Annotated in this window: 27 protein-coding genes and 1 tRNA gene; 6 read left to right on the forward strand and 22 right to left on the reverse strand. The window is 64.2% G+C overall.

All coding sequences use genetic code 11. The features are described from left to right. Positions 1-267 precede the first annotated feature (267 nt). Complete coding sequence (locus tag GGD67_RS38475) at positions 268-1,608, forward strand: adenylate/guanylate cyclase domain-containing protein (RefSeq protein ID WP_179740171.1); 1,341 nt, start codon at positions 268-270, stop codon at positions 1,606-1,608. Positions 1,609-1,961: 353 nt separating this feature from the next. Here the strand turns inward: GGD67_RS38475 and GGD67_RS38480 are convergent, their stop codons facing one another. From GGD67_RS38480 to GGD67_RS38515, 8 genes are all read right to left on the reverse strand, one after another. Next, entirely contained in the window at positions 1,962-2,798 is an 837-nt protein-coding gene (locus GGD67_RS38480) for a hypothetical protein (RefSeq protein ID WP_179740173.1), read from the reverse strand. A 248-nt stretch (positions 2,799-3,046) separates the two neighbouring features. Further along, positions 3,047-3,124 (reverse strand) — tRNA-Pro (locus GGD67_RS38485). A 109-nt stretch (positions 3,125-3,233) separates the two neighbouring features. Beyond that, positions 3,234-3,818 carry a MerR family transcriptional regulator gene (locus tag GGD67_RS38490; protein WP_179740174.1) on the reverse strand — a complete coding sequence of 195 codons (585 nt, stop codon included), beginning with the start codon at positions 3,816-3,818 and terminating at the stop codon, positions 3,234-3,236. Between the two features lie 24 nt (positions 3,819-3,842). Beyond that, positions 3,843-4,184: an integration host factor subunit alpha gene (locus GGD67_RS38495; protein WP_026202294.1), complete on the reverse strand. Its 342-nt coding sequence runs from the start codon at positions 4,182-4,184 to the stop codon at positions 3,843-3,845. 134 nt (positions 4,185-4,318) lie between these two features. Beyond that, positions 4,319-5,299 (reverse strand): beta-ketoacyl-ACP synthase III, encoded by a 981-nt coding sequence (locus tag GGD67_RS38500; RefSeq protein ID WP_179740176.1) that lies wholly within the window; start codon positions 5,297-5,299, stop codon positions 4,319-4,321. Then, positions 5,296-6,357 (reverse strand): phosphate acyltransferase PlsX, encoded by a 1,062-nt coding sequence (plsX, locus tag GGD67_RS38505; RefSeq protein WP_018320055.1) that lies wholly within the window; start codon positions 6,355-6,357, stop codon positions 5,296-5,298. Before plsX ends, GGD67_RS38500 begins: the two co-directional genes overlap by 4 nt. Before the next feature lie 299 nt (positions 6,358-6,656). Then, positions 6,657-7,226 (reverse strand): DUF177 domain-containing protein, encoded by a 570-nt coding sequence (locus GGD67_RS38510; RefSeq protein ID WP_179740178.1) that lies wholly within the window; start codon positions 7,224-7,226, stop codon positions 6,657-6,659. Next, the gene (locus GGD67_RS38515; RefSeq protein ID WP_179740180.1) at positions 7,223-7,786 is read right to left on the reverse strand and encodes a ubiquinol-cytochrome C chaperone family protein; all 564 of its coding nucleotides are present in this window, start codon (positions 7,784-7,786) and stop codon (positions 7,223-7,225) included. The genes GGD67_RS38510 and GGD67_RS38515 overlap by 4 nt, the downstream gene beginning before the upstream one ends. A 98-nt stretch (positions 7,787-7,884) precedes the next feature. On the opposite strand from GGD67_RS38515, the gene GGD67_RS38520 reads away from it, so the two are divergent. Together GGD67_RS38520 and GGD67_RS38525 are read left to right on the forward strand one after the other, a co-directional pair. Continuing rightward, on the forward strand, positions 7,885-8,370 hold the full coding sequence (locus GGD67_RS38520) for an outer membrane protein assembly factor BamE (protein ID WP_177237153.1): 486 nt from the start codon (positions 7,885-7,887) through the stop codon (positions 8,368-8,370). A 216-nt stretch (positions 8,371-8,586) separates the two neighbouring features. Next, positions 8,587-9,585 carry a tripartite tricarboxylate transporter substrate binding protein gene (locus tag GGD67_RS38525; protein ID WP_018320051.1) on the forward strand — a complete coding sequence of 333 codons (999 nt, stop codon included), beginning with the start codon at positions 8,587-8,589 and terminating at the stop codon, positions 9,583-9,585. A gap of 166 nt (positions 9,586-9,751) precedes the next feature. On the opposite strand, the gene GGD67_RS38530 is transcribed toward GGD67_RS38525, so the two are convergent. From GGD67_RS38530 to GGD67_RS38585, 12 genes are all read right to left on the reverse strand, one after another. Further along, a complete protein-coding gene (locus GGD67_RS38530; protein ID WP_018320050.1) occupies positions 9,752-11,872 on the reverse strand; it encodes a sodium-translocating pyrophosphatase in 2,121 nt (706 codons plus the stop codon). Between the two features lie 234 nt (positions 11,873-12,106). Then, positions 12,107-13,108, reverse strand: a complete 1,002-nt coding sequence (gene thiL, locus GGD67_RS38535; RefSeq protein ID WP_312009980.1) for a thiamine-phosphate kinase — start codon at positions 13,106-13,108, stop codon at positions 12,107-12,109. Between the two features lie 182 nt (positions 13,109-13,290). Continuing rightward, positions 13,291-13,788 (reverse strand): transcription antitermination factor NusB, encoded by a 498-nt coding sequence (nusB, locus tag GGD67_RS38540; protein ID WP_018320048.1) that lies wholly within the window; start codon positions 13,786-13,788, stop codon positions 13,291-13,293. A 3-nt stretch (positions 13,789-13,791) separates the two neighbouring features. Next, complete coding sequence (gene ribH, locus GGD67_RS38545) at positions 13,792-14,283, reverse strand: 6,7-dimethyl-8-ribityllumazine synthase (protein ID WP_092257480.1); 492 nt, start codon at positions 14,281-14,283, stop codon at positions 13,792-13,794. Positions 14,284-14,447: 164 nt separating this feature from the next. Then, on the reverse strand, positions 14,448-15,071 hold the full coding sequence (locus GGD67_RS38550) for a riboflavin synthase (protein WP_018320046.1): 624 nt from the start codon (positions 15,069-15,071) through the stop codon (positions 14,448-14,450). Continuing rightward, entirely contained in the window at positions 15,071-16,219 is a 1,149-nt protein-coding gene (gene ribD, locus GGD67_RS38555; RefSeq protein WP_179740184.1) for a bifunctional diaminohydroxyphosphoribosylaminopyrimidine deaminase/5-amino-6-(5-phosphoribosylamino)uracil reductase RibD, read from the reverse strand. The genes GGD67_RS38550 and ribD overlap by 1 nt, the downstream gene beginning before the upstream one ends. Further along, complete coding sequence (nrdR, locus tag GGD67_RS38560; protein ID WP_011087793.1) at positions 16,216-16,698, reverse strand: transcriptional regulator NrdR; 483 nt, start codon at positions 16,696-16,698, stop codon at positions 16,216-16,218. The genes ribD and nrdR overlap by 4 nt, the downstream gene beginning before the upstream one ends. 15 nt (positions 16,699-16,713) lie before the next feature. Further along, positions 16,714-18,012, reverse strand: coding sequence for a serine hydroxymethyltransferase (glyA, locus tag GGD67_RS38565; protein ID WP_018320044.1), 1,299 nt, complete (start codon positions 18,010-18,012; stop codon positions 16,714-16,716). A gap of 261 nt (positions 18,013-18,273) precedes the next feature. After that, on the reverse strand, positions 18,274-18,495 hold the full coding sequence (locus GGD67_RS38570; protein WP_018320042.1) for a hypothetical protein: 222 nt from the start codon (positions 18,493-18,495) through the stop codon (positions 18,274-18,276). A 55-nt stretch (positions 18,496-18,550) separates the two neighbouring features. Next, the gene (locus GGD67_RS38575; protein WP_018320041.1) at positions 18,551-18,787 is read right to left on the reverse strand and encodes a hypothetical protein; all 237 of its coding nucleotides are present in this window, start codon (positions 18,785-18,787) and stop codon (positions 18,551-18,553) included. A gap of 198 nt (positions 18,788-18,985) precedes the next feature. Beyond that, on the reverse strand, positions 18,986-19,504 hold the full coding sequence (ldtR, locus tag GGD67_RS38580; RefSeq protein WP_179740186.1) for a transcriptional regulator LdtR: 519 nt from the start codon (positions 19,502-19,504) through the stop codon (positions 18,986-18,988). Between the two features lie 515 nt (positions 19,505-20,019). Then, positions 20,020-20,520 carry a DUF6163 family protein gene (locus GGD67_RS38585; protein ID WP_018320039.1) on the reverse strand — a complete coding sequence of 167 codons (501 nt, stop codon included), beginning with the start codon at positions 20,518-20,520 and terminating at the stop codon, positions 20,020-20,022. Between the two features lie 151 nt (positions 20,521-20,671). Here GGD67_RS38585 and hemB point away from each other — a divergent pair, with 151 nt between their 5' ends. The 3 genes from hemB (at position 20,672) to GGD67_RS38600 (ending at position 23,437) form a co-directional block, all read left to right on the forward strand. Beyond that, entirely contained in the window at positions 20,672-21,733 is a 1,062-nt protein-coding gene (hemB, locus tag GGD67_RS38590; RefSeq protein WP_179740188.1) for a porphobilinogen synthase, read from the forward strand. 262 nt (positions 21,734-21,995) lie between these two features. Then, positions 21,996-22,538 carry an RDD family protein gene (locus tag GGD67_RS38595; RefSeq protein ID WP_179740190.1) on the forward strand — a complete coding sequence of 181 codons (543 nt, stop codon included), beginning with the start codon at positions 21,996-21,998 and terminating at the stop codon, positions 22,536-22,538. Between the two features lie 122 nt (positions 22,539-22,660). After that, positions 22,661-23,437, forward strand: coding sequence for an arginyltransferase (locus GGD67_RS38600; protein WP_018320036.1), 777 nt, complete (start codon positions 22,661-22,663; stop codon positions 23,435-23,437). A gap of 36 nt (positions 23,438-23,473) precedes the next feature. Here the strand turns inward: GGD67_RS38600 and GGD67_RS38605 are convergent, their stop codons facing one another. Together GGD67_RS38605 and GGD67_RS38610 are read right to left on the reverse strand one after the other, a co-directional pair. Continuing rightward, positions 23,474-24,955, reverse strand: coding sequence for a Dyp-type peroxidase domain-containing protein (locus GGD67_RS38605; protein ID WP_179740192.1), 1,482 nt, complete (start codon positions 24,953-24,955; stop codon positions 23,474-23,476). Next, the gene (locus GGD67_RS38610) at positions 24,952-26,760 is read right to left on the reverse strand and encodes a hypothetical protein (RefSeq protein WP_179740194.1); all 1,809 of its coding nucleotides are present in this window, start codon (positions 26,758-26,760) and stop codon (positions 24,952-24,954) included. The genes GGD67_RS38605 and GGD67_RS38610 overlap by 4 nt, the downstream gene beginning before the upstream one ends. Positions 26,761-26,779 lie beyond the last annotated feature (19 nt).

Genomic DNA, 26,779 nt, shown 5'->3' on the forward strand with positions numbered 1-26,779 from the left:
CGTGAACCGCGCAAACAGGCCGAACACATGGCCGCTCCGACCAACGCCGCAAAGTGAAGATTCTCCTTGCCAACCAGGAGCCGTCCACACATGGCCCATAGCTGACCAACCTCGGCATGGTGCGTGATGGCAGCTTCTGACCCTAAGCGGCCTTCGCGGCCGTGGCCTACGGGTAGGCGGCAGTCAAGCCCGTCAAAAGTCCCACTAGCCTGACGCGGAATGTGATACGACACTCGCGCAGCGTGGTTTGTCGCGCAGTAGGCCAACATGGCTGACATCCCGACCACTCACTACGTCAAAAGTGATGACGTCCATATTGCCTATCAGGTGATTGGCGACGGTCCACGCGACCTGCTGTTCGTCCCCGGTTTTGTCTCCAATGTTGAAGCGCTTTGGCAATCGCCGGGCCGCGCCTATTTTTTCCGCAGGCTTGCAACGTTTGCGCGAGTCATCATTTTCGACAAGCGCGGCACCGGAATGTCTGATCGCGGTTCCCAGGTCTTCACACTTGAACAGCGGATGCACGATGTGCAGGCGGTGCTGGACCAAGTCGGTTCCCAGCGGGCCACCTTGTTTGGCGTATCCGAGGGCGGTCCGATGTCGCTGCTCTATGCCGCGACGTATCCCGAACGCACGTCCGCTCTGGTTCTTTGTGGCACTTATGCGCGACGCGCGTGGGCTCCTGACTACACATTCGGATGGACTGATGCGCAGTGGAGCACTTTCCTCGATGACATTGAGCACCACTGGGGCACGACAGATGCAATGAGTTTGCTGATGTGGGCGCCCAGCCTTGCGGGCGATACGCAGGCACTTGAGCAAGTCGCCGCCTACTTCAGGGCCTCAGCAAGCCCAGGCGCGGCATCCGCGATCATGCGCATGAACCGGGAGATTGATGTCAGAAATATCCTCCCCGTCACGCGTGTACCGACCTTAATTTTGCATCGCACCGATGAGCGCGTCATCGACGTGAAGCATGCGCGCTACATGGCGCAGATGATTCCTTCCGCCAAACTGATTGAGCTCAGTGGTCAGGACCATGTGGTCTGGGTAGGCAGTCAGGACGCAATCCTTGATGAGGTCGAAGAATTCGTCACTGGGCATCGGCAGGCAGCCCAGCCAGATAGAGTGCTTGCGACTGTGCTGTTTGTCGACATTGCGGGATCGACGGAACGCGCCGCCATGCTCGGCGACGGCGCCTGGCACGTACTGCTCGACGCGTTCTATTCCAAAGCGCGGGGCGTGCTCGGCCAGTATCGCGGGCGCGAAATCAACACCGCCGGCGACGGTTTCCTTGCCACGTTCGACGGACCTGCGCGCGCCGTACGCTGCGCCAGCGCAATCCGCGATGCGGTGCGCTCGCTCGATCTGAAGGTCCGTTGCGGTTTGCATACCGGTGAGTGCGAATTCGTCGCGCACGATATCGTTGGCATTGCCGTGCATATTGGCGCGCGCGTGGCGGCGCTAGCTGCGCCGGGTGAAGTTCTGGTCTCACAGACGGTTCGCGACCTCGTAGCAGGCTCCGGATTGACGTTTGAAGAGCGCGGCCGTCACACTCTCAAAGGCGTGCCTGACGAATGGCGTCTGTTCCGTGCGGTGATTACCTAGCCCGCTTTCACCCCGCCATGTGGTCAGAGCACCGAAGGACCGCTTTTGGCCCTTCAGCGACATTGGAAGATTGCGGCTTCTCCGCCGCTGTTCGGGCTTAAGCGGACATTAGCGGCGGCCAGCCGCTTAATGAGTACACGGACTAGTCATCGAGCTTTTCGGACGTGATCGCGCCGGTCTTGGCGTCGGCGTGAAATTCCATTCTCTGGCAGCAGCAAGCATCCATGAACGCCAAGAACGTGGCATAGTCCCCCCAGTTGCGATTCCATCCCATGCTATCGCTTCGAGTTTTAGTGTCGCAATACACGCTGGAAGAAGTCCCTGATATTCTCTTCCGATTCTTCGCCCGCGAACTATGCCGGAGGTAGCGGCTCGAGCTCTTCCTTGCCGTAATAGCCAATCACGCGGTAGGAGACGACTTTGCCCGATGACCGCGATACAACAACATCCACAAAATAGATTGCTTGATAAGGATTTTCTTCGTCCCCGATCATTTGCATTTTTAGATGGCTCATCTCGTCAGTGAAAAACACTGCATGCGGCTTTTCATCTATTTCCTCTATCAAAGCACGGTCTGGAGTTGTTTTGGCTTCCGACTTCACGGAGTCTCTGTCCAACCTTTTCCAAACCATAGGTACGCGCTGCAAAACCTCCGCCTTCGGATTCTGAAGTAGCGTCTTTTCGAGCGCAGCGGTTTCAATAATCGATGACGCTTCCTGAGCTGTGACAGTCAACAATTGAACGGTAACCGGACCGTTGATCACATTGAATGTCTGCGATCCGCCGTGACTTGCGATCGGTTTCACTATGTTCGTTGCATCGTCGCAGTCTTTAATGGAGATATTGTCGGCTGCTGTCGCCTCTCGCTTCTTAGCAAAAAGGTCGATCAGAGACTTAAGATGCTTGCCGAACTTTTCGATCAGCTCGACCTTGTCGATCAGTGGTGCCAGCAAGGGGCCGGCCATTGCCACGGTTGAGACGAGGTCGGGTACTAAGTTGATGTCGATACTGCCGGGTTTGACAACCGACACCAGAAGGCGCGCCTCTGAGTTCTTAGTGGCTAACTCGTTCTCAACAGCATACGTTTGGTACTGCCGCGCAATTGCAGCCAGCGCCCCCGTGAGCTCAGAAATTTCAATCGGCTCTTCAGGCTCTAAGTAGAACTGAAGGCTCGGCTCGGCGAGCACCATTGACCACCACCCCAACCCTGCTCGGTTATATTGAACCGACGAGTTTGAGCTTTGGCTATCGGATTAGTTGAATTTCTCTAAGTGCGTTGCCCTAATGGGCAAAGGGTTTCTTTAGGACGCGTCCTAAATGCTGCTCCCCTATGCACGACTGAAGAACAGCGCCAGAACGATTATTGTAAACTGCCTGTAAAGCGGCGGCTCTTTGATAACCGGCCGGCCCACGGGACCATTGAAATATTTGAAGAATTTGGTCGGAGCGAGAGGATTTGAACCTCCGACCCCTAGTCTCCCAGACTAGTGCGCTAACCGGGCTGCGCCACGCTCCGAACGTCGTTCCATTAGCTAGGATCGGCGCGATGCGCAAGGCGAGGCCGCAGCATTTTGCCGTCCCGGCCACAGTCCCCGGAACTGGCAGCAAGCCGGCGAAGCCCGCCCCTAGCCGTCCTTCAGTGCCTGATCCAGCATCTCGCGGCAGGCGACGAGGTCGGCGAGGACGCGCCCTAACCGTTCCCGGTCGATGGCGCTGGGGCCGGCCGGGGCCGCGGCAGCCGTGCCGCCCTTGCGGAAGGTGGTGAGGATTTCCTCGTCGTCGACCTCGGTGAAGCGGAAGTCGATGCCCTCCTCCTCATCACCCTGGTAGTCGTCATCGTCGGTGTCGGTGACGCCATTGATGGGCGCCTCCTCGTCGTCGGGCTCCATCAAGCTGGCGCCGATGGCGTCCTCGATGGCGCCGAACGAGACCGCGGCGGCGCTGTCGGCAAGGCCCTGCACCGATTTGACGCCGTGCTCCTTCAGGATCCGCTGCACCCCGCGGATGGTGTAGCCCTCCCCGTAGAGCAGACGGCGGATGCCCTTGAGCAGGTCGACGTCGTCGGGGCGGTAATAGCGGCGGCCGCCGCTGCGCTTCATCGGCTTGATCTGGGAGAATCGGGTCTCCCAGAACCGCAGCACGTGCTGCGGAATGTCGAGCTCCTGCGCTACTTCGCTGATGGTTCGGAACGCATCCGGCGCCTTGTCCAAATGCCAAATCCTTTGCGAGAGGCGTTATGCCTCTTGTGGAGCCTTGCTGGCGTCACCGTTGGCGCGGTGCTGGCCGTTGATCCGCTGCTTCAGGATCGCCGACGGCTTGAACACCATGACGCGGCGCGGCGAGATGGGCACCTCGGTGCCGGTCTTAGGGTTACGGCCGATGCGCTGACCCTTCTTGCGGACCATGAAGGACCCGAACGAGGACAGTTTCACCGTCTCGCCCTTTTCCAGGCAGTCGGTGATCTCTTTCAGCACGAGTTCCACGAAGGCGGACGATTCCGTGCGCGACAGGCCCACCTTCTGGTAGACGGCTTCGCACAGATCGACACGCGTTACGGTTTTACTTTGATCGGTCATCGCCCTGCCCCACATCACGGCGAACAATTGTTGTCTGAAATTATGAGGTTACGATACGGCGGTCAACAGCGCTCATCAATGCACACGCATCGATAATCGGCGCTGATTCCGGCAAAATTTTATCGACTGTGGCCCTACCAGCGCACGAGCGCGGAGCCCCAGGTGAAGCCGCCGCCCATGGCCTCCAGCAGGACCATGTCGCCCTTCTTGATGCGGCCGTCCTTGCGGGCCACCGACAGCGCCAGCGGAATCGAGGCGGCCGAGGTGTTGCCGTGATGGTCCACCGTCAGCACCACCTTCTCCGGCGCGATGTGGAGCTTGTGGGCGGAAGCGTCGATGATTCGCTTGTTGGCCTGGTGCGGCACGAACCAGTCGATGGTCTCGGCATTGAGCCCGGTCGCCTGGAAGGCATCGACGATGACGTCGGTGATCATGCCGACCGCGTGCTTGAAGACCTCGCGGCCCTCCATGCGCAGATGGCCGACGGTCTGGGTCGAGGACGGCCCGCCGTCGACGAACAGCTTTGCCTTGTGGCGGCCGTCGGAGCGCAGATGCGTGGTGACAATGCCGCGGTCGGTCGCGGCCTTGCCCGGCTGCTCCTGCGCCTCCAGCACGACCGCGCCGGCGCCGTCGCCGAACAGCACACAGGTGCCGCGGTCGTTCCAGTCGAGGATGCGCGAGAAGGTCTCGGCGCCGATCACCAGCGCGCGCTTGAAGGCGCCGGTGCGCAGGAAATTGTCGGCGGTGGCGAGCGCGAACACGAAGCCAGAGCATACCGCCTGGAGGTCGAAGGCCGCGCCGTGGGTGATGCCGAGCCCGTGCTGCACGGCAACGGCCGTCGCCGGGAAGGTGTTGTCCGGCGTCGAGGTCGCGAGCACGATCAGGTCGATCGACTGCGCGTCCATGCCGGCATCGGTGAGCGCGGCCTGCGCCGCCTTGATCGCCAAATGCGAGGTGAACTCGCCCTCGGCCGCGATGTGGCGCTCGCGAATGCCGGTGCGCTGCACGATCCACTCGTCGGAGGTGTCGATACGCGCCGCCAATTGGGCGTTGGTCACCACCTGCTCCGGCAGATAGGAGCCGCAGCCCAGCACGACCGAACGAATTTGAGTCACGAAACAGCCTCCTGCGCGGCCTGCACGGAATTGAGTGCACCGCCCTCGCGGTTGAGCATCTGATTGATCTTGTTCAGGAGATCGTAGTGAGCCATCTCATAGCCAACATCGATCGCATAGGCAAAGCCTTCGGCGCTGGTTCCGCCGTGGCTCTTGACCACTAATCCGTTCAAACCCAGGAACACGCCGCCATTGGACTTGTTCGGGTCCATCTTGTCGCGCAGGGCCTGGAAGGCGCTGCGCGCAAAGAGATATCCGAGCTTCGACAACCAGCTCCGCCGCATCTCGTTGCGGAGTAAGTCCGCCATCTGCCGGGCGGTTCCCTCGGCGGCCTTGAGCGCGATGTTGCCGCTGAAACCTTCGGTCACAATGACGTCGGCCAGCCCCTTGCCGATACCGTCGCCCTCGACGAAGCCGATATAGTCGAGCTCCGGCAGGTTCCTCGCACGCAGGATCTCGCTGGCCTCGCGGATCTCCTCGTGCCCCTTGATCTCTTCGGCCCCGATATTGAGCAGCCCGACCGTGGGGCGCTTCTTGTCGAACAGCACGCTCGCCATCGCTGCGCCCATCACCGCGAGCGACACCAGATGGTGCGCGTCACCGCCGATGGTGGCCCCGAGGTCGAGCACGACGGACTCGCCGCGCCTGGTCGGCCATATCCCCGTGATCGCGGGACGGTCGATCCCGGGCAGCGTGCGCAGGTGGAAGCGCGACATCGCCATCAGCGCGCCGGTATTGCCGGCGGAGACCGCGACATCCGCCTCGCCCTTCTTCACGGCGTCGATGGCAAGCCACATCGAGGAGGTCTTGCGGCCGCGCCGCAGCGCCTGGCTCGGCTTGTCCGAGCCGCTGACGGCCACGTCGGTGTGGATGATCTTCGAAGCCGCTTTGAGGGCGGGATGCTTCTCGAGCTCGGGCTCAATCCTGGCGCGGTCCCCGACCAGCAGGAACTCGGTCTCGCGATGCCTCTGAAGCGAGATGGCGGCGCCGGGAATGACCACGGCGGCGCCGGCGTCGCCCCCCATGGCGTCCAGCGCGATGCGAACCTTGCTTGGCATAAAAGTCCTGGAAACCTGGTCTGGTGCGGTCTTGGATCAGCGGGACCGCAAAATGAGTTCGCCACGGACATGGCGGCCGGCCAAGCGCCACGCCGCACCCGGGCCGGGGCGCGACAATAGCGTTTTGTACCCCCGAAACAACCTCTTGCCCCCAGCCTTTTGCATCCGGGGCGATCCGGCCGCTAACTCCTGAATCTGCAAGAAATGCACTGAAATCAGCCAGATAAAGAAGGCTTTGAAACCATCCCGGCAAATGCCTCGCACACCGCCGCAAGACGATCCCTGGGGGAAATGCCCGGCTATTGGCCCTTCTTGTTGTCCTGCAGCGCCTTCAGGGCCGCGAATGGATGGTCCTCCGGATCGGGGGCGGTGACCTCCGGCTCGAACACGACCCCCTCCTTGCGCGGATAGGGATCGATTGCCAGGAACAGGGCGTCGGTGGCGAGCCGGCCAAGGTCAATGATGCCACCCACGATCGCCTCGGGCGGGTCGGCGACCTCAGGCGGCGCGTCCTCGTCCTGCCCCTCCGCGATCAGGTCGGCCAGGCGGCGCGCCTCGGCCTCGGGGGCGAACACCAGGTCCACCTCCTCCTCGATCTCGCTTTCGATCGGATCGAGCGTGACCACGCAGGTCTGGCCGATTCGGGCCCGGACGCTGCCGGTCACCTGGACCCGGCCGCCGCTCCTCGGCACCACGTCGAAGTCGGCCTGGGCGGACAGGACCTCGCGGAGGCCTGCGACCTCCGCCATCGCCTGCCGCTCGGCGACCGAGGCCTCGAGCTTGCGATGCAGACCGGTGTCGGGGATTTGCGCGACGATGACGGGGGCCCGCCAGGGATCGGGCTCGGATCCGGTATTGGGTCGGCTCATGGCGTGTCGCCCTCGAGAAGCGCTGGAGGAAACCTGAAGGAGGCGCGCAGCAGCGCAGCCTCGTCTGCCCGGCCGAGATCGGCCTCGGTGGCCCGGGCATAGGCCGCGAGCCGCCTCGCCTGGTCCGGGCCGGTCCCATTCAAGATATTCTTGCAGATCGCCTCTGCCAGGGCCTCGCCGCCGGCCTCGATGGCCTGGTCATAGGCCTGCACGCGGCCGTAAAACGCCTCGCCGAACGCCCGCATCCGCTTCGGCACGGTCTGGTCGCCGACCCCCATCTCGCGCAGATTGTCGTCCATGTCCTCGCAGAAGCGGTCGAACAGCGCCTGCGACAGCTCCGAGGCTCCTGCGGTGGCGCCCTGGACCGTACGCAGGCGCCGCAGCAGCAGCCACAGATGCAGCAGCAACAGGTCGAAACGCCCGTTAACCGTATCGGGCACGCCCAACTCGCGGTAAAATATGGGTTCTCGCGCCTGCGTCACGATCATGCCATAGATGGCTTCAATGGTGCCCGACGGGGTTAGCCGGGGTTTCCTGAAGTGATTGAACGGCCAAAGCATTGTGGTTTCCGCAAGCGGGCGCGCGCGAGTTGCATTCAGACGCCCAGCCCGGTACTTCAGCGCCTCGCGCGACGCAAGGGGACGGAATCAGTTCCGCTATGACGACAACGAACCAGATCAGCCTGCGCGCGGGTACGCGGCGCGGCCTTCACGCACGCTGGCGCGGCTTGCGCATGCTCGCCGCCGTCGCCCTGGTCGGCGCCGCGCTCACGGGCTGCACCGGCGAGCAATTCCAGAAGGGTTATATCCTGCCGCCCGGTGCGCTGGAGCAGATTCCGATCGGCGCGAGCCAGGACCAGGTGCTGATCGTGATGGGCACGCCCTCCACGGTGGCGACCCTCGACGGCGAAGTGTTCTACTACATCTCCCAGCGCTCGGAGCGCATGGTCGCCTTCATGAACCAGAAGGTGGTCGACCAGCGCGTCATCGCGATCTATTTCGACAAGAACCGGCGCGTGCGGCGCCTCGCGAATTACGGCCTGCAGGACGGCAAGATTTTCGACTTCATCAGCCGCACCACGCCGACGTCGGGCCAGGAGATGAGCTACCTCACGCCGCTGTTCAAGCTGCTCAGCTTTAACTGAGTCCCGGAGCGTTTTCGGGCGAAGCCGGCGACCGGCTCGCTTCAGGAAAACCTTCAAGACAAGCATCCAGAACGCCTTCCAATTCCGCCGGAAGGTATATGCCCTCGCCTGCGGCGTCGTGCCGCCCTCCGCGCGGCACTGACCGCCGCGCGCGACTTGCCGTCGCATCTGCGGTTTCCTACGCTCCCTGCAAAGAAAGAAGCAGGGAGTGGATTCGTGCCTAAGACTTTGTCCCGACGTCGCGTGCTCACCGGTGTGGCCGGCCTTTCGGCCGCAGCGATCCTGCCGCGATCGAGCCTTGCCGACTGGAAGCCGACCGAAAACGTCCGCCTCGTGGTGCCGGCTGCGGCCGGCGGTTCGACCGACGTGTTGGGCCGGCTCCTGGCCGCGCATCTGCAAACCGCCTGGGGTCAGTCGGCCGTCGTGGAAAACCGCTCGGGCGGCGGCGGCACCATCGGCACCGCCGAGGTGGTTCGTGCCAAGCCCGATGGCCACACCATCCTGGTCGGCAATCCCGGTCCGAACGCGATCGCCTATAGCATCTTCAAGAATCTGACCTACAAGCCGGACCAGCTCCAGCCGGTCTCCAACATGATCCGGATCCCGAACATCGTGTCGGCGCATCCGAAGACCGGCATCAAGTCGATCGCCGAGCTGATCGCCTATCTCAAGGCCAATCCGGACAAGCTCAGCTACGCCTCCTCCGGCGTCGGCCAGAGCCCCCACCTCACCGGCGCCTGGTTCCTCCAGCTCACCGGCCTCAAGATGACGCACATCCCGTTCCGTGGCGCCGGACCCGCGCTCCAGGCGGCGCTGGCGGGCGACATCCAGATCCTGTTCGACAACCTCTATCCGAGCCTGCCGCAGGTGCAGAACGGCACGCTCAACGGCCTCTGCGTCACCACCACCGAGCGCAGCGACCTTGCGAAAGACCTGCCGACCATGCGCGAGAGCGCGCCGGAGCTGGCGAATTTCGACGTCTCGTCGTGGTTCTCGGTCTTCCTGCCGAAGGGCGTCTCGCCCGAGGTGCTGAGCGCGCTCAATCTCCAGGTCAAGGCGATGCTGGAGCGCGACGACATCAAGAAGCAGATCGCGGCCATGGGCGCCCGCGCCGACTACGGCACGCCCGAGCAGTTCGCCGCCTTCGTGGATGCCGAGACGAAGAAGTTCGCCGGCATCATCCAGAAGGAAGGGCTGCAGATGGACGTGCAGTGACGCACGGCCGCGATCTGTAGGGCGGATTAGCGAAAGCGTAATCCGCCTTCGATGCGGTTCGGGCGAATTACGCTTCGCTAATCTAATCCGCCCTACGCACTGTCACTACAAACAAAAACCCCGCGGCTCGCGCCGCGGGGTTTTGTCTTGTCTCGTCTCCCGCCGCTCAGTGCGCCAGGATCGCCAGCAGCAGCAGGGCCACGATGTTGGTGATCTTGATCATCGGGTTCACCGCGGGACCCGCCGTGTCCTTGTAGGGATCGCCGACGGTATCGCCGGTCACCGCCGACTTGTGGGCGTCAGAGCCCTTGCCGCCGAAATGACCGTCCTCGATGTACTTCTTGGCGTTGTCCCAGGCACCGCCGCCCGAGGTCATGGAGATCGCGACGAACAAGCCCGTCACGATGACGCCGAGCAGCATGGCACCGACGGCGGAGAACGCCGCCGACTTGCCGGCCACGCCGCCGCCCGCGATCGCGTAGATCAGGAAGTAGACGACGATCGGTGACAGCACCGGAAGCAGCGAGGGGATGATCATCTCCTTGATCGCCGCCCGGGTCAGCAGGTCGACCGCCTTGCCGTAATCCGGCTTGTCGGTGCCCTGCATGATGCCCGGCTTCTCGCGGAACTGACGCCGAACCTCCTCGACGATCGCGCCGGCGGCACGGCCCACCGCGGTCATGCCCATCGCGCCGAACAGATACGGAAGCAGGCCGCCGAACAGCAGGCCCACCACCACATACGGGTTGTTGAGCGAGAAGTCCGGATTGACGCCGGCGAAGTAGGGATGGCGCGCGGAGTCTGCAACGAAGAACTTGAGGTCCTGGTTGTAGGCCGCAAACAGCACGAGCGCACCGAGACCGGCCGAGCCGATCGCGTAGCCCTTGGTGACCGCCTTGGTGGTGTTGCCGACCGCGTCGAGCGCGTCGGTCGACTTGCGCACCTCCTTCGGCAGGCCCGCCATCTCGGCGATGCCGCCCGCGTTGTCGGTGACGGGGCCGAACGCGTCGAGCGCGACGACCATGCCGGCCAGCGCCAGCATGGTGGCAGTCGCGATCGCGATGCCGAACAGGCCGGCGAGGCTATAGGTGACCAGGATGCCGGCGATGATCACGATCGCGGGGAGCGCGGTCGCTTCCATCGAGACGGCAAGGCCCTGGATCACGTTGGTACCGTGGCCGGTCACCGAGGCCTGGGCGATCGACTTCACCGGCCGATAGTCGGTGCCGGTGTAGTATTCGGTGATCCAGATGATCAGCGCGGTGACGACGAGGCCGACCACGCCGCATTGGAACAGCGCCATGCCGGTATAGTCGACGCCATCGAGCTTGCCGAAGCCGATCAGGTAGTAGATCACCAGCGCGATGCCGATCAGCGACAGGACGCCGGTTGCGATCAGGCCCTTGTAGAGCGCACCCATGATCGACTGGCTCGGCCCGAGCTTGACGAAGAAGGTGCCGATGATCGAGGTGATGATGCAGATGCCGCCGATCGCGAGCGGCAGCGTCATCATGTTGGCGAGGATCGGCGTCTTGGCGAAGAAGATCGCGGCGAGCACCATGGTGGCGACCGCGGTCACCGCATAGGTCTCGAACAAATCGGCAGCCATGCCGGCGCAATCGCCGACATTGTCGCCGACGTTGTCGGCGATGGTGGCCGGGTTGCGCGGATCGTCCTCGGGAATGCCGGCCTCGACCTTGCCGACGAGGTCGCCGCCGACGTCCGCACCCTTGGTGAAGATGCCGCCGCCGAGACGGGCGAAGATCGAGATCAGCGAGGCGCCGAAGCCGAGCGCCACCATGGCGTCGATGACGGTACGGCTGTCAGGCGCAAGCTTCAGCGAATGCACCAGGAAGCCGAAATAGAGCGTCACGCCGAGCAATGCCAGACCCGCGACCAGCAAGCCGGTGATCGCGCCGGCCTTGAAGGCCAGCTCGAGCCCGCCGGCGAGCGAGGTGGTCGCGGCTTGCGCGGTGCGCACGTTGGCGCGGACCGAGACGTTCATGCCGATGAAGCCGGCCGCCCCCGACAGGACGGCGCCGATCAGAAAGCCGATGGCGACGTAGATTCCGAGGAAATAGACAAGCAAGAGGAAGATGACCACGCCGACGATGCCGATCGTCGTGTACTGGCGCCGCAGATACGCCTGTGCACCCTCAGCGACCGCTCCCGCGATCTCCTGCATGCGCGGCGACCCCGCATCCGCGCTTAACACCGAAGACGTCGCCCAAATCGCGTAGACGACGGAAAGCACTCCGCAGAGCACTATCAACCATAATGCTGTCATGTGATTTTTGCCTCAGATCCTTGATGTACCCCCGGCGCCTTTTGTTGTCCGTCGAGCGGTGCGGCGCCTTGATTTCGAACAAAGCCGCCCCTTGCCCAAAAGCGGCGGCCTTAGTCGGTAGCAAGCTTGCCAAAATCAAATTGAGGGTGCAACGCCGGATAAGGCCGAAAACGCCGATCTCGGCAGGTATTTAGGCCAAGTGCAGCGAACTAAGATGCCGGTTTGGAGCAATTCCTAGAAGTGGCTGTAGGACAGCCGCTTCAAAAGCAATTCCTGGCCCTGCCCGTCCAGGAAGCGCGGCCCCTGCTTGCCCGCAACGATCGTGCCGATCGCGGTGACGGCAAGGCCGGCCGCCCGCCCCGCGACCATCAGCGCATCGCCCTGCGCCGGCGAGACGGTGCACAGCACCTCGTAGTCGTCGCCCCCCGCAAGCAGCGTCTCGACGCAAACCACGTTGCGGGCAACCAGGCTTGCTGCCGCGGCCGAAAGCGGCACGCTCGTCACGTCGACCGTGGCCGAGACCCCGGACGCCGCGCAGAGTTTGGTCAGATCGCCGGCGAGGCCGTCGGAGACGTCCATCGCTGCGGTCGCATGATCGCGCACGGCCCGTGCCAAGGGGTTGCGCGGCTGCGGCACGCGATAGCGTGAGATCAGGGCTTCCCTTGCAGCGGGATCGGTCGTGAGCGCAGCCGCAGCGGCACCGCCCGTGAGCACGTCGAGGCCGAGCGCAGCGTCGCCGATCGTGCCGGTCACCAGGATGCGATCGCCTGGCCTCGCGCCGGTCCGGCCGACCATCCGCCCCTGCGGCACGCGGCCAAAGGCCGTGATCGAGATCATCTGCGGGCCCGGCGTCGAGACCGTGTCGCCGCCGAGCAGCGGACAAGCGAATTCCTTTGCATCTTCGCCCAGCGCGTCCGCAAAGGGCCGGAGCCAGGCATCCTCCTTGCTCCGCAGCGCCAGTGTCAGCACGAATCCCGCCGGCGTCGCGCCCTTGGCGGCGAGATCGGACAGGTTCACCCGCAGCGCCTTGCGCGCGATGGTGTCAGGGGGATCGGTGGCAAGATAGTGCACGCCTTCGACGACGGCGTCAGTGGTGACGACGATGTCGTCGCCGGACGACGACAGCACCGCCGCGTCATCTACCAGACCGAACGCACCGGGATCAGTCGCCAGCGGCTTGAAATAGCGCGCGATGAGGGAGTCTTCGGGGGAGGGCTGTGTTCGGTCCTGTGTCACGATAGCAGACCCGTCATCCCTGCGCGATGGCGAAGCCATCGTCGATGGAGGTGCGAGCCCTTGCGAGCCTCGAAGGATGGACGGCCGAGGTGCACCTTCAGTGCCACGCCGTCGTCCTTCGAGGCCTCCGCTTCGCTACGGCACCTCAGGATGACGGCTACTGCAGGGGCCATCGACTGTTCCTACCCCCGCCCGAACTCGTCGCCGCGAAACTGGCGGCCGATCTGGTCGAGCACGGCGTTGACCATGCCGGTCTCCTCGCGGTCGACGAAGGCGTTGGCGACGTCGACATATTCGGAGACGACGACCCGGCCCGGCACGTCCTTGCGGTGCTCCAGCTCATAGGCCCCTGCCCGCAGCACCGCGCGCAGGATCGCCTCGATCCGCTTCAAGGGCCAGCCCTTCGACAGCGCCTCGTCGATCAGCGGATCGAGCTTCTTCTGGTCGCGCACGACGCCCGAGACGACGTCGCGGAAGAAAGCCGCTTCGGCCGGCAGGTACGTGTCGCCCTCGACCTCGTTGCCGAGCCAATGGCTTTCGAACTCGGCAAAGATGTCGTTGATGCCGGCGCCGGCGATATCCATCTGGTACAGCGCCTGCACGGCCGCGAGCCGCGCCGCGCCGCGCCGGTTTGCCTTCTTCTCGTTAAGCCCTGCCGGCTTCTTGGTGGGATCAGCCATGGCTCAGGCCCGCGCCATACGGCGTTTGATGCGCAGCATCGCAAGCGCCGCACGCGCGGCATCGCCGCCCTTGTTGAGCTCGCTGGCGCGCGCCCGCGCCCAGGCCTGCGCCTCATTATTGACGGTGAGGATGCCGTTGCCGAGCGGCAGCTTTCGCGCCACGGCAAGATCCATCAGCGCGCGCGAGGATTCCTGCGACACGATCTCGAAGTGAATGGTGTCGCCGCGGATCACGCAGCCGAGCGCGATCACAGCGTCATACGGCTTGCCGTTCGCCGCCGCCGCGTCGATGGCGATGGCCACCGCGGCCGGAATCTCCAGCGCGCCGGGAACCGTGATGACGTCGTGGGTCAGGCCCGCCGCCTTCAGCTCGGCGATCGCGCCGTCCAGAAGCGCGTCCTGGAGATCGTCATAGAACCGCGCCTCGACAATCAGCGCGCGCGCGCCGGAAATGTCAGTCTGGTCCTTCAGGGGTGCGCGCCGCGCGTCTGCCATCGTCTCAATCCGTTTACTGGGGTCGGCGCGTTATGTAGTCGCCGCAGGCACGTAAGCCAAGTTTTAAAGACACTGTCATTCCGGGGCGATGCGAAGCATCGAACCCGGAATCTCGAGATTCCGGGCCTGGTCCTGCGGACCATCCCGGAATGACGGCTCTGCCGTCACTTCATTTCCGTCAACCGCGCCGCATAGCGGGCCATCAAGTCGACCTCGATATTGACCTCGTCCCCCGCCTTCCAGCCACCGATCGTCGTGACCGAGAGCGTGTGCGGGATGATCAGAACCGAAAAAGTCACGTCCTTGACCGTATTGACCGTGAGCGAGACGCCGTCGAGCGTGATCGAGCCCTTGGTCGCGATGAACCGCGCCAGCTCCCGCGTGGTCGAGAGCTCGAACCGCGCCATGTCGGGCAGATCCTCGCGGCTGACGAGGGTCGCGATACCGTCGGCGTGGCCGGCGACGATATGCCCGCCGAGCTCGTCACCGATCTTGAGCGCGCGCTCGAGGTTGAGCCTGGTGCCGACCTTCCAGTGCTTGGCCGTCGTGAGTGCCAGCGTCTCCGCCGCAGCATCGACGTCATACCAGGTCCTTTGCTGGGAGTCCTTGCCGCCTGCGACGCCGGACGCAACCACAGTCAGGCACACGCCGTTGCTGGCGATCGAGGCACCGTCGGCGATGGTGGTCTGATCGTAGCGGCAGGCGATGCGCAGCCGGTGCAGCTGGCCCTGTGCCACGGGCGTGAAGCTGATGATCTCGCCGATATCGGTGACAATGCCGGTGAACATTACGCGCGCTCGTAGATGGTGAGAGTATCCTTGTCGAATGTTTCGCTAGCATGAACCTTGTAGGCCTGCGACTGCGTGATTTTCGACAGGGGCAATGCATCGAGCGCATCGACGCCGCCACTGCCCACCGCTTCCGCGCCGCGGAACAGCCAGATCTCGTCGACGAGGTCGGCGGCGACGAACGAGGACGCCACCCGGCTGCCGCCCTCGACCATCAGGCGGGTGATGCCCTTCCCGGCCAGCGCCTGCAGCACGGCCGGCAAATCGAGCCCGGAGGCGCTTGCCGGCGGGACGCGGATCACTTGCGCGCCGGTCGCGCCGAGACGTGTTGCTGCTGCGGCTTCCGCAAGGTCGCAGCCCATCACCCAGAGCGGCGTCTCGCGCGCGGAGGCCACAAGCTTGCTCGCCCCGGGAATACGCAGGCTCTGGTCGAGCACCACGCGCACCGGCGAGCGCGCCGCCATGCCCGGCAGCCGGCAGGTGAGAAGCGGATCGTCCGCCAGCACCGTGCCGATGCCGACCAGGATGGCATCACTCTGCGCGCGCAGGAGATGCACGCGATTGCGCGCCCCCTCCCCCGTGATCGCGACCGGCTTGCCGCCGGCGGCGCCGATCTTGCCGTCGGGCGAGACCGCGAGCTTCAGGATCACATGCGGACGGTTGTCCCGGATGCGGCGGAAATGCCCGGCATGGTCGAAGGCGGCTTCCGCCGCGCACAGGCCCACGTCCACATTGATGCCGGCGGCGCGCAGCCGCGCATGGCCCTGCCCCGCGACCTCAGGATTGGGATCCTCGATCGCCGCCACCACCCGCTTGATGCCGGCCGCGATCACCGCGTCGGCGCAAGGCGGCGACTTGCCGAAATGCGAGCAAGGTTCGAGCGTGACGTAGAGCGTGGCGCCGCGTGCGGCTTCGCCGGCCCGCTGCAAAGCCTCGGGCTCGCCATGCGGCCGTCCGCCCGGCTGGGTCCAGCCGCGGCCGACGATGACACCGTCCTTGACGATGACGGCGCCGACGGCCGGGTTGGGCCAGGTGCGTCCCTGCCCGCGCCGGCCCAGCGCCAGCGCCAGCTGCATGAAACGAAGGTCGGCGTCCTTGGCCTCGCGGGCTTTCTGCGCGAACTGATCCTCCAGGATGCGGAAGATCATTTGCGGATCGCGGCGAGCCGCGCTTCCTCCTCACCGGAGAGCTCGCCGAGCACGTCGGCGAAATCCTTGGCCTCGCGGAAATTGCGGTAGACCGAGGCGAAGCGCACATAGGCGACGTCGTCGAGCGTGCGCAGATGCTCCATCACGGTCTCGCCGATCACCTCGGAGGAGATCTCGGCCTCGCCTCCGGTCTCGAGCTCGCGCACGATGGTGGAGACCATCTTCTCCACCCGCTCCGGCTCGACCTGCCGCTTGCGCAAAGAGATCTGCACCGAGCGCATCAGCTTGTCGCGGTCGAACGGCACGCGGCGGCCGTTGCGCTTGATCACCGTGAGCTCGCGCAATTGCACGCGCTCGAAGGTGGTGAAGCGGAAATTGCAGGCGACGCACACGCGCCGCCTGCGGATCACGGAAGAGTCCTCGGTCGGACGCGAGTCCTTTACCTGCGTATCGAGACTGTTGCAGTTCGGACAGCGCATCCGCGTGACCCAGCCTTACTGATAGATCGGGAACCGATCGGTGAGCGCCTTGACGCGTTCCTTGATCGCGGCTTCCACCAGCGGCGCCTTGCCGTCGTCCGACTGCGCGATCGCGTTGAGGACCTCGGCGATCATGCCGCCGACCTGCTGGAATTCCGCGACGCCGAAGCCGCGGGTGGTCGCCGCCGGCGTGCCCAGACGAATACCGGAGGTCACAAACGGCGACTCGGGGTCGAACGGAATGCCGTTCTTGTTGCAGGTGATGGCGGCGCGAACCAGCGCCTTCTCCGAGGCGTTGCCCTTCAGGCCCTTCGGCCTGAGATCGACCAGCATCAGATGGTTGTCGGTGCCGCCGGAGACGATGTCGAAGCCGTGGCTCTTCATCGCCTCGGCCAGCGCCTTGGCGTTCTCGACGACGTTCTTGGCGTAGACCTTGAAGTCCGGACGCAGCGCCTCGCCGAAGGCGACCGCCTTGGCCGCGATCACGTGCATCAGGGGGCCGCCCTGCAGCCCCGGGAAGATCGCCGAGTTGAACTTCTTGGTCAGCGTCTCGTCATTCCACAACATCAGGCCGCCGCGCGGACCGCGCAGCGATTTGTGCGTCGTCGTCGTGGTGATGTGGGCGTGCGGCACCGGCGAGGCATGCACGCCGCCGGCGACGAGGCCCGCGAAGTGCGCCATGTCGACCAGGAGGTACGCGCCGACGCTGTCCGCGATCTCGCGGAAGCGCTTGAAGTCCCATGCGCGCGAATAGGCCGAGCCGCCGGCGACGATCAGCTTCGGCTTGACCTGTTCGGCCTGCTTGGCAACCGCATCCATGTCGATGATCTGGTCCTCGCGGCGCACGGTGTAGTGCGCGGCCTTGAACCACTTGCCGCTCATGTTGACGGGCGAGCCGTGGGTGAGATGGCCGCCCGCCGCGAGGTCAAGACCCATAAAGGTGTCGCCGGGCTGCAGCAGCGCCAGGAACACCGCCTGGTTCATCTGGCTGCCGGAGTTCGGCTGCACGTTGGCGAATTTGGCGCCGAACAGCTTCTTGGCGCGGTCGATCGCGAGGTTCTCGGCGACGTCGACCCACTCACAACCGCCATAGTAGCGCGCGCCCGGATAGCCTTCCGCGTATTTGTTGGTCATGACCGAACCCTGCGCTTCCAGCACGGCCCGGCTGACGATGTTCTCGGAGGCGATCAGCTCGACCTCGTGGCGCTGCCGGCCGAGCTCGCCCTTGATGGCGGCGGCGATTTCCGGGTCGGCCTGCTCGAGCGGAGCGGTGAAAAACGAATCGGGCGCGGAGGCGGTTTTGGGTGCGGTCATCTTGCGAATATCTCCACCGCCGCAGCCTTTTGGCGGGCTACGGGCGGTCTGGTGTGGCGATCGGAAGCGGCGAGCGCGATCTACCACATCGCCCGCAACAGGCCAAGCATTTGCGGGTCGGGCCTGATATTTATGCAAGATATGGTGGAGGGTGGCGGTTTTCGGCACTTGGGCCGGCTCTGGGGAGCCGCCCGTCCACCCCCTCCCGAATGGGGCCGCTTTGGGCCCTAACTCCTCATCCGTGGAGCCGCCGGCTGCCTGTCACAGCCCGGTATACCCCGCCTTCACCGGGTCCACGCTGCCGTCGAGCTGGCGCAGATACGTCAGGCCGCAGACCGTCAATCGGTGGGTGTCCTTCTCGCCCGCTTCCATCAGGATGTTGAGATAGTTCGTGACCTTCTCCCTCGCCTCCTCGCTGGCTGCGGCGGTGCGGTTGGCGAGCAGGTCATAGGTCTGCATGATGCGGTCGATGGCGGCTTCCATGGCACCCTCTGGTTCGTGCGATATTCTGGGTTCGTCGGTATTTTGGGACTGTTGATCAGGCAACCGCGCGGGCCTCGGCCTGCGCCTGGAACCGGGCGATCGCCGTGTTGGCGAGCCGGATCTTGTTGAACTCCCCGTTCTGGAGCAGCTTGATGATGATCCCGAGCAGGCGTTCGTCGGTGACGAGCGTATCGGGGATCGCGCCGGAACGGCGAAGGTAGTTCGCGGCAATGGCGTAGGCCTCGCTCACGAGTTCCACGTTCATCGCCTGCAGCCCGCGCTCGACCAGCATCGACCTTTCTCCGATCCGAAGGAGATAAGCGCCAGGCCCGGAACTGGTTCCTCGGGTCGCAAAATTTTCTTCGCAGGTGCAAAATGCAAAACGCACCGGTCCGGGGCAACTCCGGGCCGGCGCGCTGGGGAAGTTGAGGCACGTTCGGGCGGCTTGCCGGTCTTGTTGCGGGCCGGCTTGGCCTTATCCCTTGGAAACTCAGAGCCGATACAGGATCTGGTCGGTCCAGAACCGCTCGAGGCGGTGCAGTGACTTGTTGAGGGTCGAGAATTCCTCGCCCGAGATGCCGCCGACCTGCTCCACCGTCTTGACGTGCTTCTGGTAGAGCGCATCGACGATGCGGCGGACTTCCTGGCCCTGCGGGGTCAGGCGAATGCGCACCGAGCGGCGATCAACGCGCGAGCGCTGATGGTCGAGGAAGCCGAGCTCGACGAGCTTCTTCAGATTGTAGGAGACGTTGGAGCCGAGATAGTAACCGCGCGTGCGCAGCTCGCCCGCGGTCAGCTCCTTGTCGCCGATGTTGTAGAGCAGGAGAGCCTGCACCGAGTTGATGTCCGCGCGGCCGCGGCGATCGAATTCGTCCTTGATCACGTCGAGGAGCCGGCGATGCAGCCGCTCCACCAGAGTCAAAGCTTCCAGATAGAGCGCCTGCACCGAACCCTGCTGGCCGGAGACGCGCTCTGCGGTATCTGCCGCAGTTGCGACGGCTTTCATCATGACACTTCCCCTGTTGTCGTTTTTATCGACACTTATTCGACGAAACTTGTGTCCCGTCTGATAGGTGCAACTTAAGGGGCTCGTTTGAAGATCGGCTTAAATAAGAGAATAAAGAGATCATGAATTTAAGACAGTGAATTGCGGATTAAGCCTGTGCCACAAGCACTTTTCGAAAGCCTCTGTTGACCTTCGCAAGGTCCTGTTCACCCTCCGTCCGCTGCAACTGTCGCATTCCAGAACAGCCCCGCTCCGTTTCGAAACGGGCGCGTAACGGCTGTGGCGGAACCGGCTGGTCAACGAAAACTTACCGCAAATTTTAGGCAACCAACGGTCAACCAATCCGGCACAACTCCGCTAACGCCACTCTCGTGTCCCGGACAAGCGAAGCGCAGATCCGGGACCCAGAGGGCCACAAATGAGATCGCGGAGAGATAGGCCCCGGACGCAACGCATCACGCCGCAAGCGCGGCGCGCTGCGTCGCGTCCGGGGCACGAGAGCGCGCGTTGTCCGCGCGCTACGGCGGCCGTTCGCGCGCGGCCATCCAGGCGAGCGCGAGATATGCGGCGAGCATGAAGGCTTCGACGCCGACGACGATCAGGCTGCCGCCGTAGATGCCCGGGAACATCAGCTCGATCACCGCCATCGACACCACGGTGGTGAGCCACACCACCGCGCCCCACGGCGTTGCCAGCCACAGGCCGACAGCGGCGACGAGTTCGATCACCGCGAAATAGACGGTCGCGGCCTGCCAGGCCATCGACTGGTTCTCGAACGCCTCGTCCTCGCCGCCGACGAAGCCCGTCACCTGCGCCCAGTGATAGAGGCCCTTCAGGATCGAGAGCAGCGCCATCACCCGCAGGAACAGCACGAGGCGGCGCGTCCAGACATTGTCGTCGGACTCCGAGCGCTCCGACGAGATCGCAGCCACCGACATCGCGCTGTCTCTGGCGCTGTCTCTGACGGCGTCCCTGGGGCTGCCGTCACGGGCCGCATCGCGGGTGGAAATCTCGGACATGGCCCCCTTCTGGCTGCTTCGGACTGCAAAATCAATCGGCGCCCAAGCTCGACTGCCAAGGTCAGCTCAATTCTGCCTTGCGGCAGGTCAAGCTGCGGTGGCGGGAACCATGCGAGCTGGTATAAGAATAATTCCAGCCGGAGGAAGAGTGATGGCGATCAAATACGGACGTCCGATCGAATTGCGCGAGGTTTCGCGCCGCGAGGGAGCGGCGGTGCCCCATGCCCTCGATCTGACCGTCCGCCCGCGCCGCAACCGCAAGGCCGAATGGGCCCGGCGGATGGTGCGCGAGAACGTCCTCACCACCGACGATCTGATCTGGCCGCTGTTCCTGATCGACGGCACCAACAAGCGTGAGCAGGTCGCCTCGATGCCCGGCGTCGAGCGCCTCAGCGTCGACCAGGCCGTGCGCGAGGCCGAGCGCGCCATGAAGCTCACCATCCCCTGCCTTGCGCTGTTTCCCTACACCGAGCCGTCCTTGCGCGACGAGGAAGGCTCCGAAGCGACCAACCCGAACAATCTGGTCTGCCAGGCGGTGCGCGCGATCAAGAAGGAGTTTCCGGAGATCGGCATCCTCTGCGACGTCGCGCTCGACCCCTTCACCAGCCACGGCCATGACGGCCTGATCTCGGACGGCAGGATCCTCAACGACGAGACGGTCGCCGTGCTGGTGCGTCAGGCGCTGGTGCAGGCCGAAGCCGGCTGCGACATCATCGCGCCCTCCGACATGATGGACGGCCGCGTCGCCGCGATCCGCGAAGGCCTGGACCGCACCGGCCTGCTTGACGTGCAGATCATGGCCTATGCCGCGAAATACGCCTCCGCCTTTTACGGCCCGTTCCGCGACGCCATCGGTTCGGCCAAGACGCTGACCGGCGACAAGCGCACCTATCAGATGGACAGCGCCAACACCGACGAGGCGCTGCGCGAGGTCGAGCTCGACATCACCGAAGGCGCCGACATGGTGATGGTGAAGCCCGGCATGCCCTATCTCGATGTCGTCCGCCGCGTGAAGGACACGTTTGCGATGCCGACCTTCGCCTACCAGGTCTCGGGCGAATACGCGATGATCGCAGCCGCCGCCAACAACGGCTGGCTCGACGGCGAGCGCGCCATGATGGAAAGCCTGCTCGCCTTCAAGCGCGCCGGCGCCGACGGCGTGCTGAGCTACTTTGCGCCGAAGGCGGCGGAGAAGCTGCGCGCGCAGGGATAAGGTGCCGTAGGGTGGGCAAAGCGAAGCGTGCCCACCAATCCATCCATCGCGCAAGATAGCGGGCAATGGTGGGCACGGCGCTACGCGCCTTTGCCCACCTTCCGGCACCGGTGTCCTGCGCGCGAGCGCCGCGCCCCATCCGCCCCCGAATCGCCGGAATATTTCGGCTTGTTAACGTCCCTGCGCCCTTGGCAGGGGAAGAGCCTGTTCCCATGTCCTGCCTTGAGGGTTTTCCTTCTGTTTCCCTCTGGGAGGACGGATCATGTCGTACGACTCGGGCAATTCGGGCGCCTGGCGCAATGACGGCGGCGCGCAGCCGCACGCCTACGACCCTGACCTGCATCCGGAATTGTTTCGCGGTGTCGCGACGCGGCGAGCGTTCGCCTTCCTGATCGACATGGTCATCGTCTCAGTGCCGGTGATCCTCGGCTATGTCTTCATCTTCGTATTCGGCGTGGTCACCCTCGGCTTTGGCTTTCTCCTGTTCGGGATCGCCTGGCCGGCCTCCGTGGTCTGGGCGATCGTCTATTACGGCGCCTGCATTGGCGGCCCCTCCTCCGCGACGATCGGCATGCGGGTGATGGATCTGGAGCTACGCACCTGGTACGGCGCACCCGGTTACTTCGTGCTCGGCGCCACCCATGCCGTGCTGTTCTATGTGACGGTCTGCTTCCTGACGCCTTTCGTCGTGCTGCTCGGCCTGTTCAACGGCCGCCGGCGCTTACTGCACGATTTCGTGCTGGGAACGGTCGTGATCAACAATTCCGTCCGCGCGCCGGTGCCGCAGGCGGCAAGGACCTGGTGATCAACCGCCTACTAACCGGGATCCACTAAGGTGACTGCTGACCTGACCTGCCGAGCTGACCAATTGACCGGGGGCTTCCGTAGCGCGATGCTGATACTCACTTTGGAGGCCCACGACGTCCCTTGACCCAGCACTCGCGCGATACCCCCCAATTTTACCTTACGGCGCCGTCCCCCTGCCCGTATCTGCCGGGTCGGCATGAGCGCAAGGTGTTCACGCACCTCGTGGGAGAGCGCGCCGGTGACCTCAACGACCTCCTGACCCATGGCGGCTTCCGCCGCAGCCAGTCGATCGCCTACCGCCCGGCCTGCGACCAGTGCCGCGCCTGCGTCTCGGTCCGGGTCATCGCCAACGAGTTCCGCCCCTCCCGCAACTTCCGCAAGGTGATGGCGCGCAACGCGGACATCATCGGCGAGCAGCGCAGCGCGGTGCCGACCTCCGAGCAATATTCGGTGTTCCGTGCCTATCTCGACGCCCGCCACCGCCATGGCGGCATGGCCGACATGACCGTGCTCGACTACGCCATGATGGTCGAGGACAGCCATGTCGAGACCCGCATCATCGAATACCGCAAGCGCGGCCCCGACAGCGGCATCACCGGCCGTGGCGAGGAGCTGATCGCGGTCGCACTCACCGATGTGCTCAGCGACGGCCTGTCGATGGTCTATTCATTCTTCGAGCCGGGCCAGGTCAGCCGCTCGATGGGCACCTTCATGATCCTCGACCACATCGCCCGCGCCCGCCGGCAAGGGTTGCCCTACGTCTATCTCGGCTACTGGATCGAGGGCTCCAAGAAGATGGACTACAAGGCCCGCTTCCTGCCGCAGCAGCGCCTCGCGCCCTCGGGCTGGCTGCGCATCGATGCACAGGGCGATGCGGCGTCCGAGCCGCAGGATTAACCCTCACGGTTGCCCCTTCCGACCTCGCGCCGGCTTTCAACGCGCCAGAGCTACGACTGCCTCCGGGCCGGCCGCTTTGGAAATGCCCTCGCGGCCGAGGATGAATTTGAGCGCAGAGATTCCGGGAAGGAAGAAATAGCCTCCCCCCAGCGTCCGCGTAAAAGCAGCCAGCGACACTTCCTCGCCGCTTGCCAATCCCGGCATGGAGAAGCTCCTGGTGGCAGCGGGCTTGCCGACGAGAGGGTCGTCCTGGTCGTTGAGGCAGACGAACCGGGGATTTCGCAACCAGCGCTGGTAGATGAACTCGAACTGCCGCTCGAGATCGGCGTTGCACGCGATGAAGAAGATGCCCTTGCGCGGCTTATCGTTCGCAACCTCCTCGCGATAGGGCCGACCTCGGCGCAGCAGCCGGTGCAGCTTGACCGACTTGATGCTCGATTGCACGTCGATGCCGAGCGTATCCCTCGGATTGACCCGGCGGATATGGGCTCCCTTCGGACAGCCAAAGCCGTTCGCGTCGTCGACACGAAAGCGAAATGCATCGGCTTTCGAATCCGAAATCGAAACGTCGGGATCGCCCTGCCACGACAATGGCTTTCCATTCTTTCGACGGCCCATCACCTTCTCGCAGACGGCCTGGCCGTAGACCGCTTCAAATTTCGCGAACGCGTCGACATCCTGCTCGATCTGGCGAACCGCGAGATAGGTTCCGTTCAGCGCGAAGCGGCCGCTCGTATACGTGGCATCGCCCGGCCATCGCTTGACGTTGGGGCAATAGGTCAGCTCGTCGTATTCGTTGCGATAGCCCAGAATGAATTCCCCCGGGGCGACGACGCGATCCTCGTACAGGATGCCGGCATCCCGCCTGATCTTCCTGCGCTCGGCGCCGCGCTCTTCCCTGAGCTCGCTGATCACGGGCTGCGCGAGGCCATCGCGAAACCCGAAGGACTCGTACAATCTCTCTTCTTCGTCGCCTGCCTTCTGCTGGAAGGCGCAGGGATCGTTGTCGATCTTGATGACATCGAACACGCTGGGATCAGGATCCAGTTCTGCTGACTTCTCCGGCGCGCTCGCCATCTCGGCAGCGCTCCGTCGCATTCTCCATTCGCCAACCAGGACATGCACGGGGTCGCCGGCACCGCCTTCAACATCGGACCAGCGCCATTCTCGCGGGCTGTCCCTCAACAGCAACGCGCGCAGGTCGCAGCCCATGCCGCTGCTGAACGGGGACGGGAACGGATGCGCAGCAGTCTCGTCGCATCCGAGCTTTGCCAGCCCCAAATAGCTGAAAGCGATCGCGACGGCATCGTCGACGGGGTGGGTCCTCGATTTCCTGACATCGGCGGCACTGACGACCAGCTTCTTGTCGACGAGCCCTGCGAGCCACGCCCGGGCATCGTCCTCGCGGCCCGCCTTGATCGTCAGCAGCCAGAAGCGGCTGGTCTTCAACCAGCCAAAGCCGCTTCCGAGCATTCCCTGAATGTCCTCGAGCTGTTCGGAGAGATGCGAAGCCTTCATGTTTCGATCGCCCTCATGATGAAGTCGTCGTTCCTGTCGTTGCGCTCGCCGAACAGGGCATCACGCAGCCCGGTCGCGAGGTCGATCTCCTCGATCGTCGCTTTGCACGCGTCGAAGCGATACATGTGCGGAAGCATGCTGTCGCGGGCGTAGGACTTGAATTTCAACTCGCACTTCACACCGCGAAAAAGCACGAAACGCGTCGGCGGAAAATCGCGCGGCACCTTGATGTCCGGCTGCCCGACCGCCGCCGATCCCCGCGGCCTCAGCGTCGTCCATCGCCAGGCCAACGTGGTCCCGATCGTCGCGCCGTTGATGAAATCGTCGAGGTAACCGCCGAAATTGCCGTCATAGTTCGAGCAGAATAGAAAGCGCCGGCCGCCCTCGATAATGTGCCAATGGCCGAAATGGATACCCGGTGCATCACCGAGCCGCCCCTCGGTGAAGAATACCCGCCCAAAGAAGGTCACGACACGCAGGGACACACGGATCCACCAGGCACTCCAGCCGTTCGGGCGGCGGATATCAGTCAGGCTGACCATGTGCGCGGTCCCACTGGCCAACAGCGCTTCGCACTGGTCGATTGACGGATGAACCTGCTGGGCCCGGGCAACATCGTCTTCGTAGGGATGGAAGAACCACTTGCTCAAGGCCTCAAACCGGCGATTGATCCAGGAGAAGAAGGTCCCGATGCAGAGCAGCGCCACGATCGCGAGCACGCCGAAGAGGGCGAGCTCCCATCCCGGAACCCGCGCAGTAAAAGCCGTGATCCCTTCCATGATCGGCTTGGGATAGAAGACGAAGACCACCGCGCACACCAAAATGGCAACGAGCAACGGCACGACCACGATCCAGCCGACCACACGGGTGGAGAATGACGACCACGTCTCGGTCGGCCGTTCGAGTTCGCGGCGGACGCTGTCCACCCATCGCCGCCAGGGCGCGAACAGGGCCGGCAGCGCGACCAGGAGCAGCCACCCCAGGAACAGCAGCGCGACAAACGCGAGAAGCGCCCTGACGCTCGCCCACACGATCCACATGCTCACACTGCTGATGACGTCCACCACGGACTGCACGTCGGGCCAGGATGCGCCGACGAACCAGGTGATCGCGCCGAACAATCCTTTCGGCAGCGCACCCACGAGCCAGACCAAGGCCAGCCACAAGCCGAAAACAACGAGCCCATAGCCTACCTTTGCCGAGATGCTCGCACCCTTCCCGCGCCAATAGGACCGCGGTGCAGGCTGCATCGCCCAGTCGAAGCGCGGGTCCTGGAATGCCCGCTGCGCCAGCGCAAGCGCGAACGATGCACGGTCATCGCCGTACATGGCTCTCAACTTGCGTCCCTCGTCCCGGGTCCATATCAGGAGGTCGTGCTCCTTCCTGATCTGGCGGGCCGTTCGGTCGCGAGGACCGACGAAACCGCCATCGGCGAGACTGAGCCACCCGATCAGCTTGTCGAACAATTGTCCGTTGCGCGCGCTCACCAGCGCAGGCCCGCCGCCGGGCCAGTAAGAGCTGAAGAGCGACCACATCGCGCCGCTGGGATGATGGACCAGCCGGTACAGCATGTCCTTGGGATCGATGCCTTCCTCGACGGCAAGCTCGAGCATCAGCAGCGGCGCCTGGTCCTCTGCGTCCGTGCGCGCCGGCAACAGTGCGATGGACGCGAACTGAATGACCGCAACATCGTCAAACAGTGCATTCAGCGCGGACTGCATGTCTCCCGAGTCGGAAAAATCCACCGCGCCGCGCCAGCCTGGCGCAATGATGCAGATCATCTGCTGCCGGACCATTTTGAGCATGGACTGTCCTTCCACGATC

The organism is Bradyrhizobium sp. IAR9 (genome assembly GCF_013408065.1).
GTDB lineage: Bacteria > Pseudomonadota > Alphaproteobacteria > Rhizobiales > Xanthobacteraceae > Bradyrhizobium.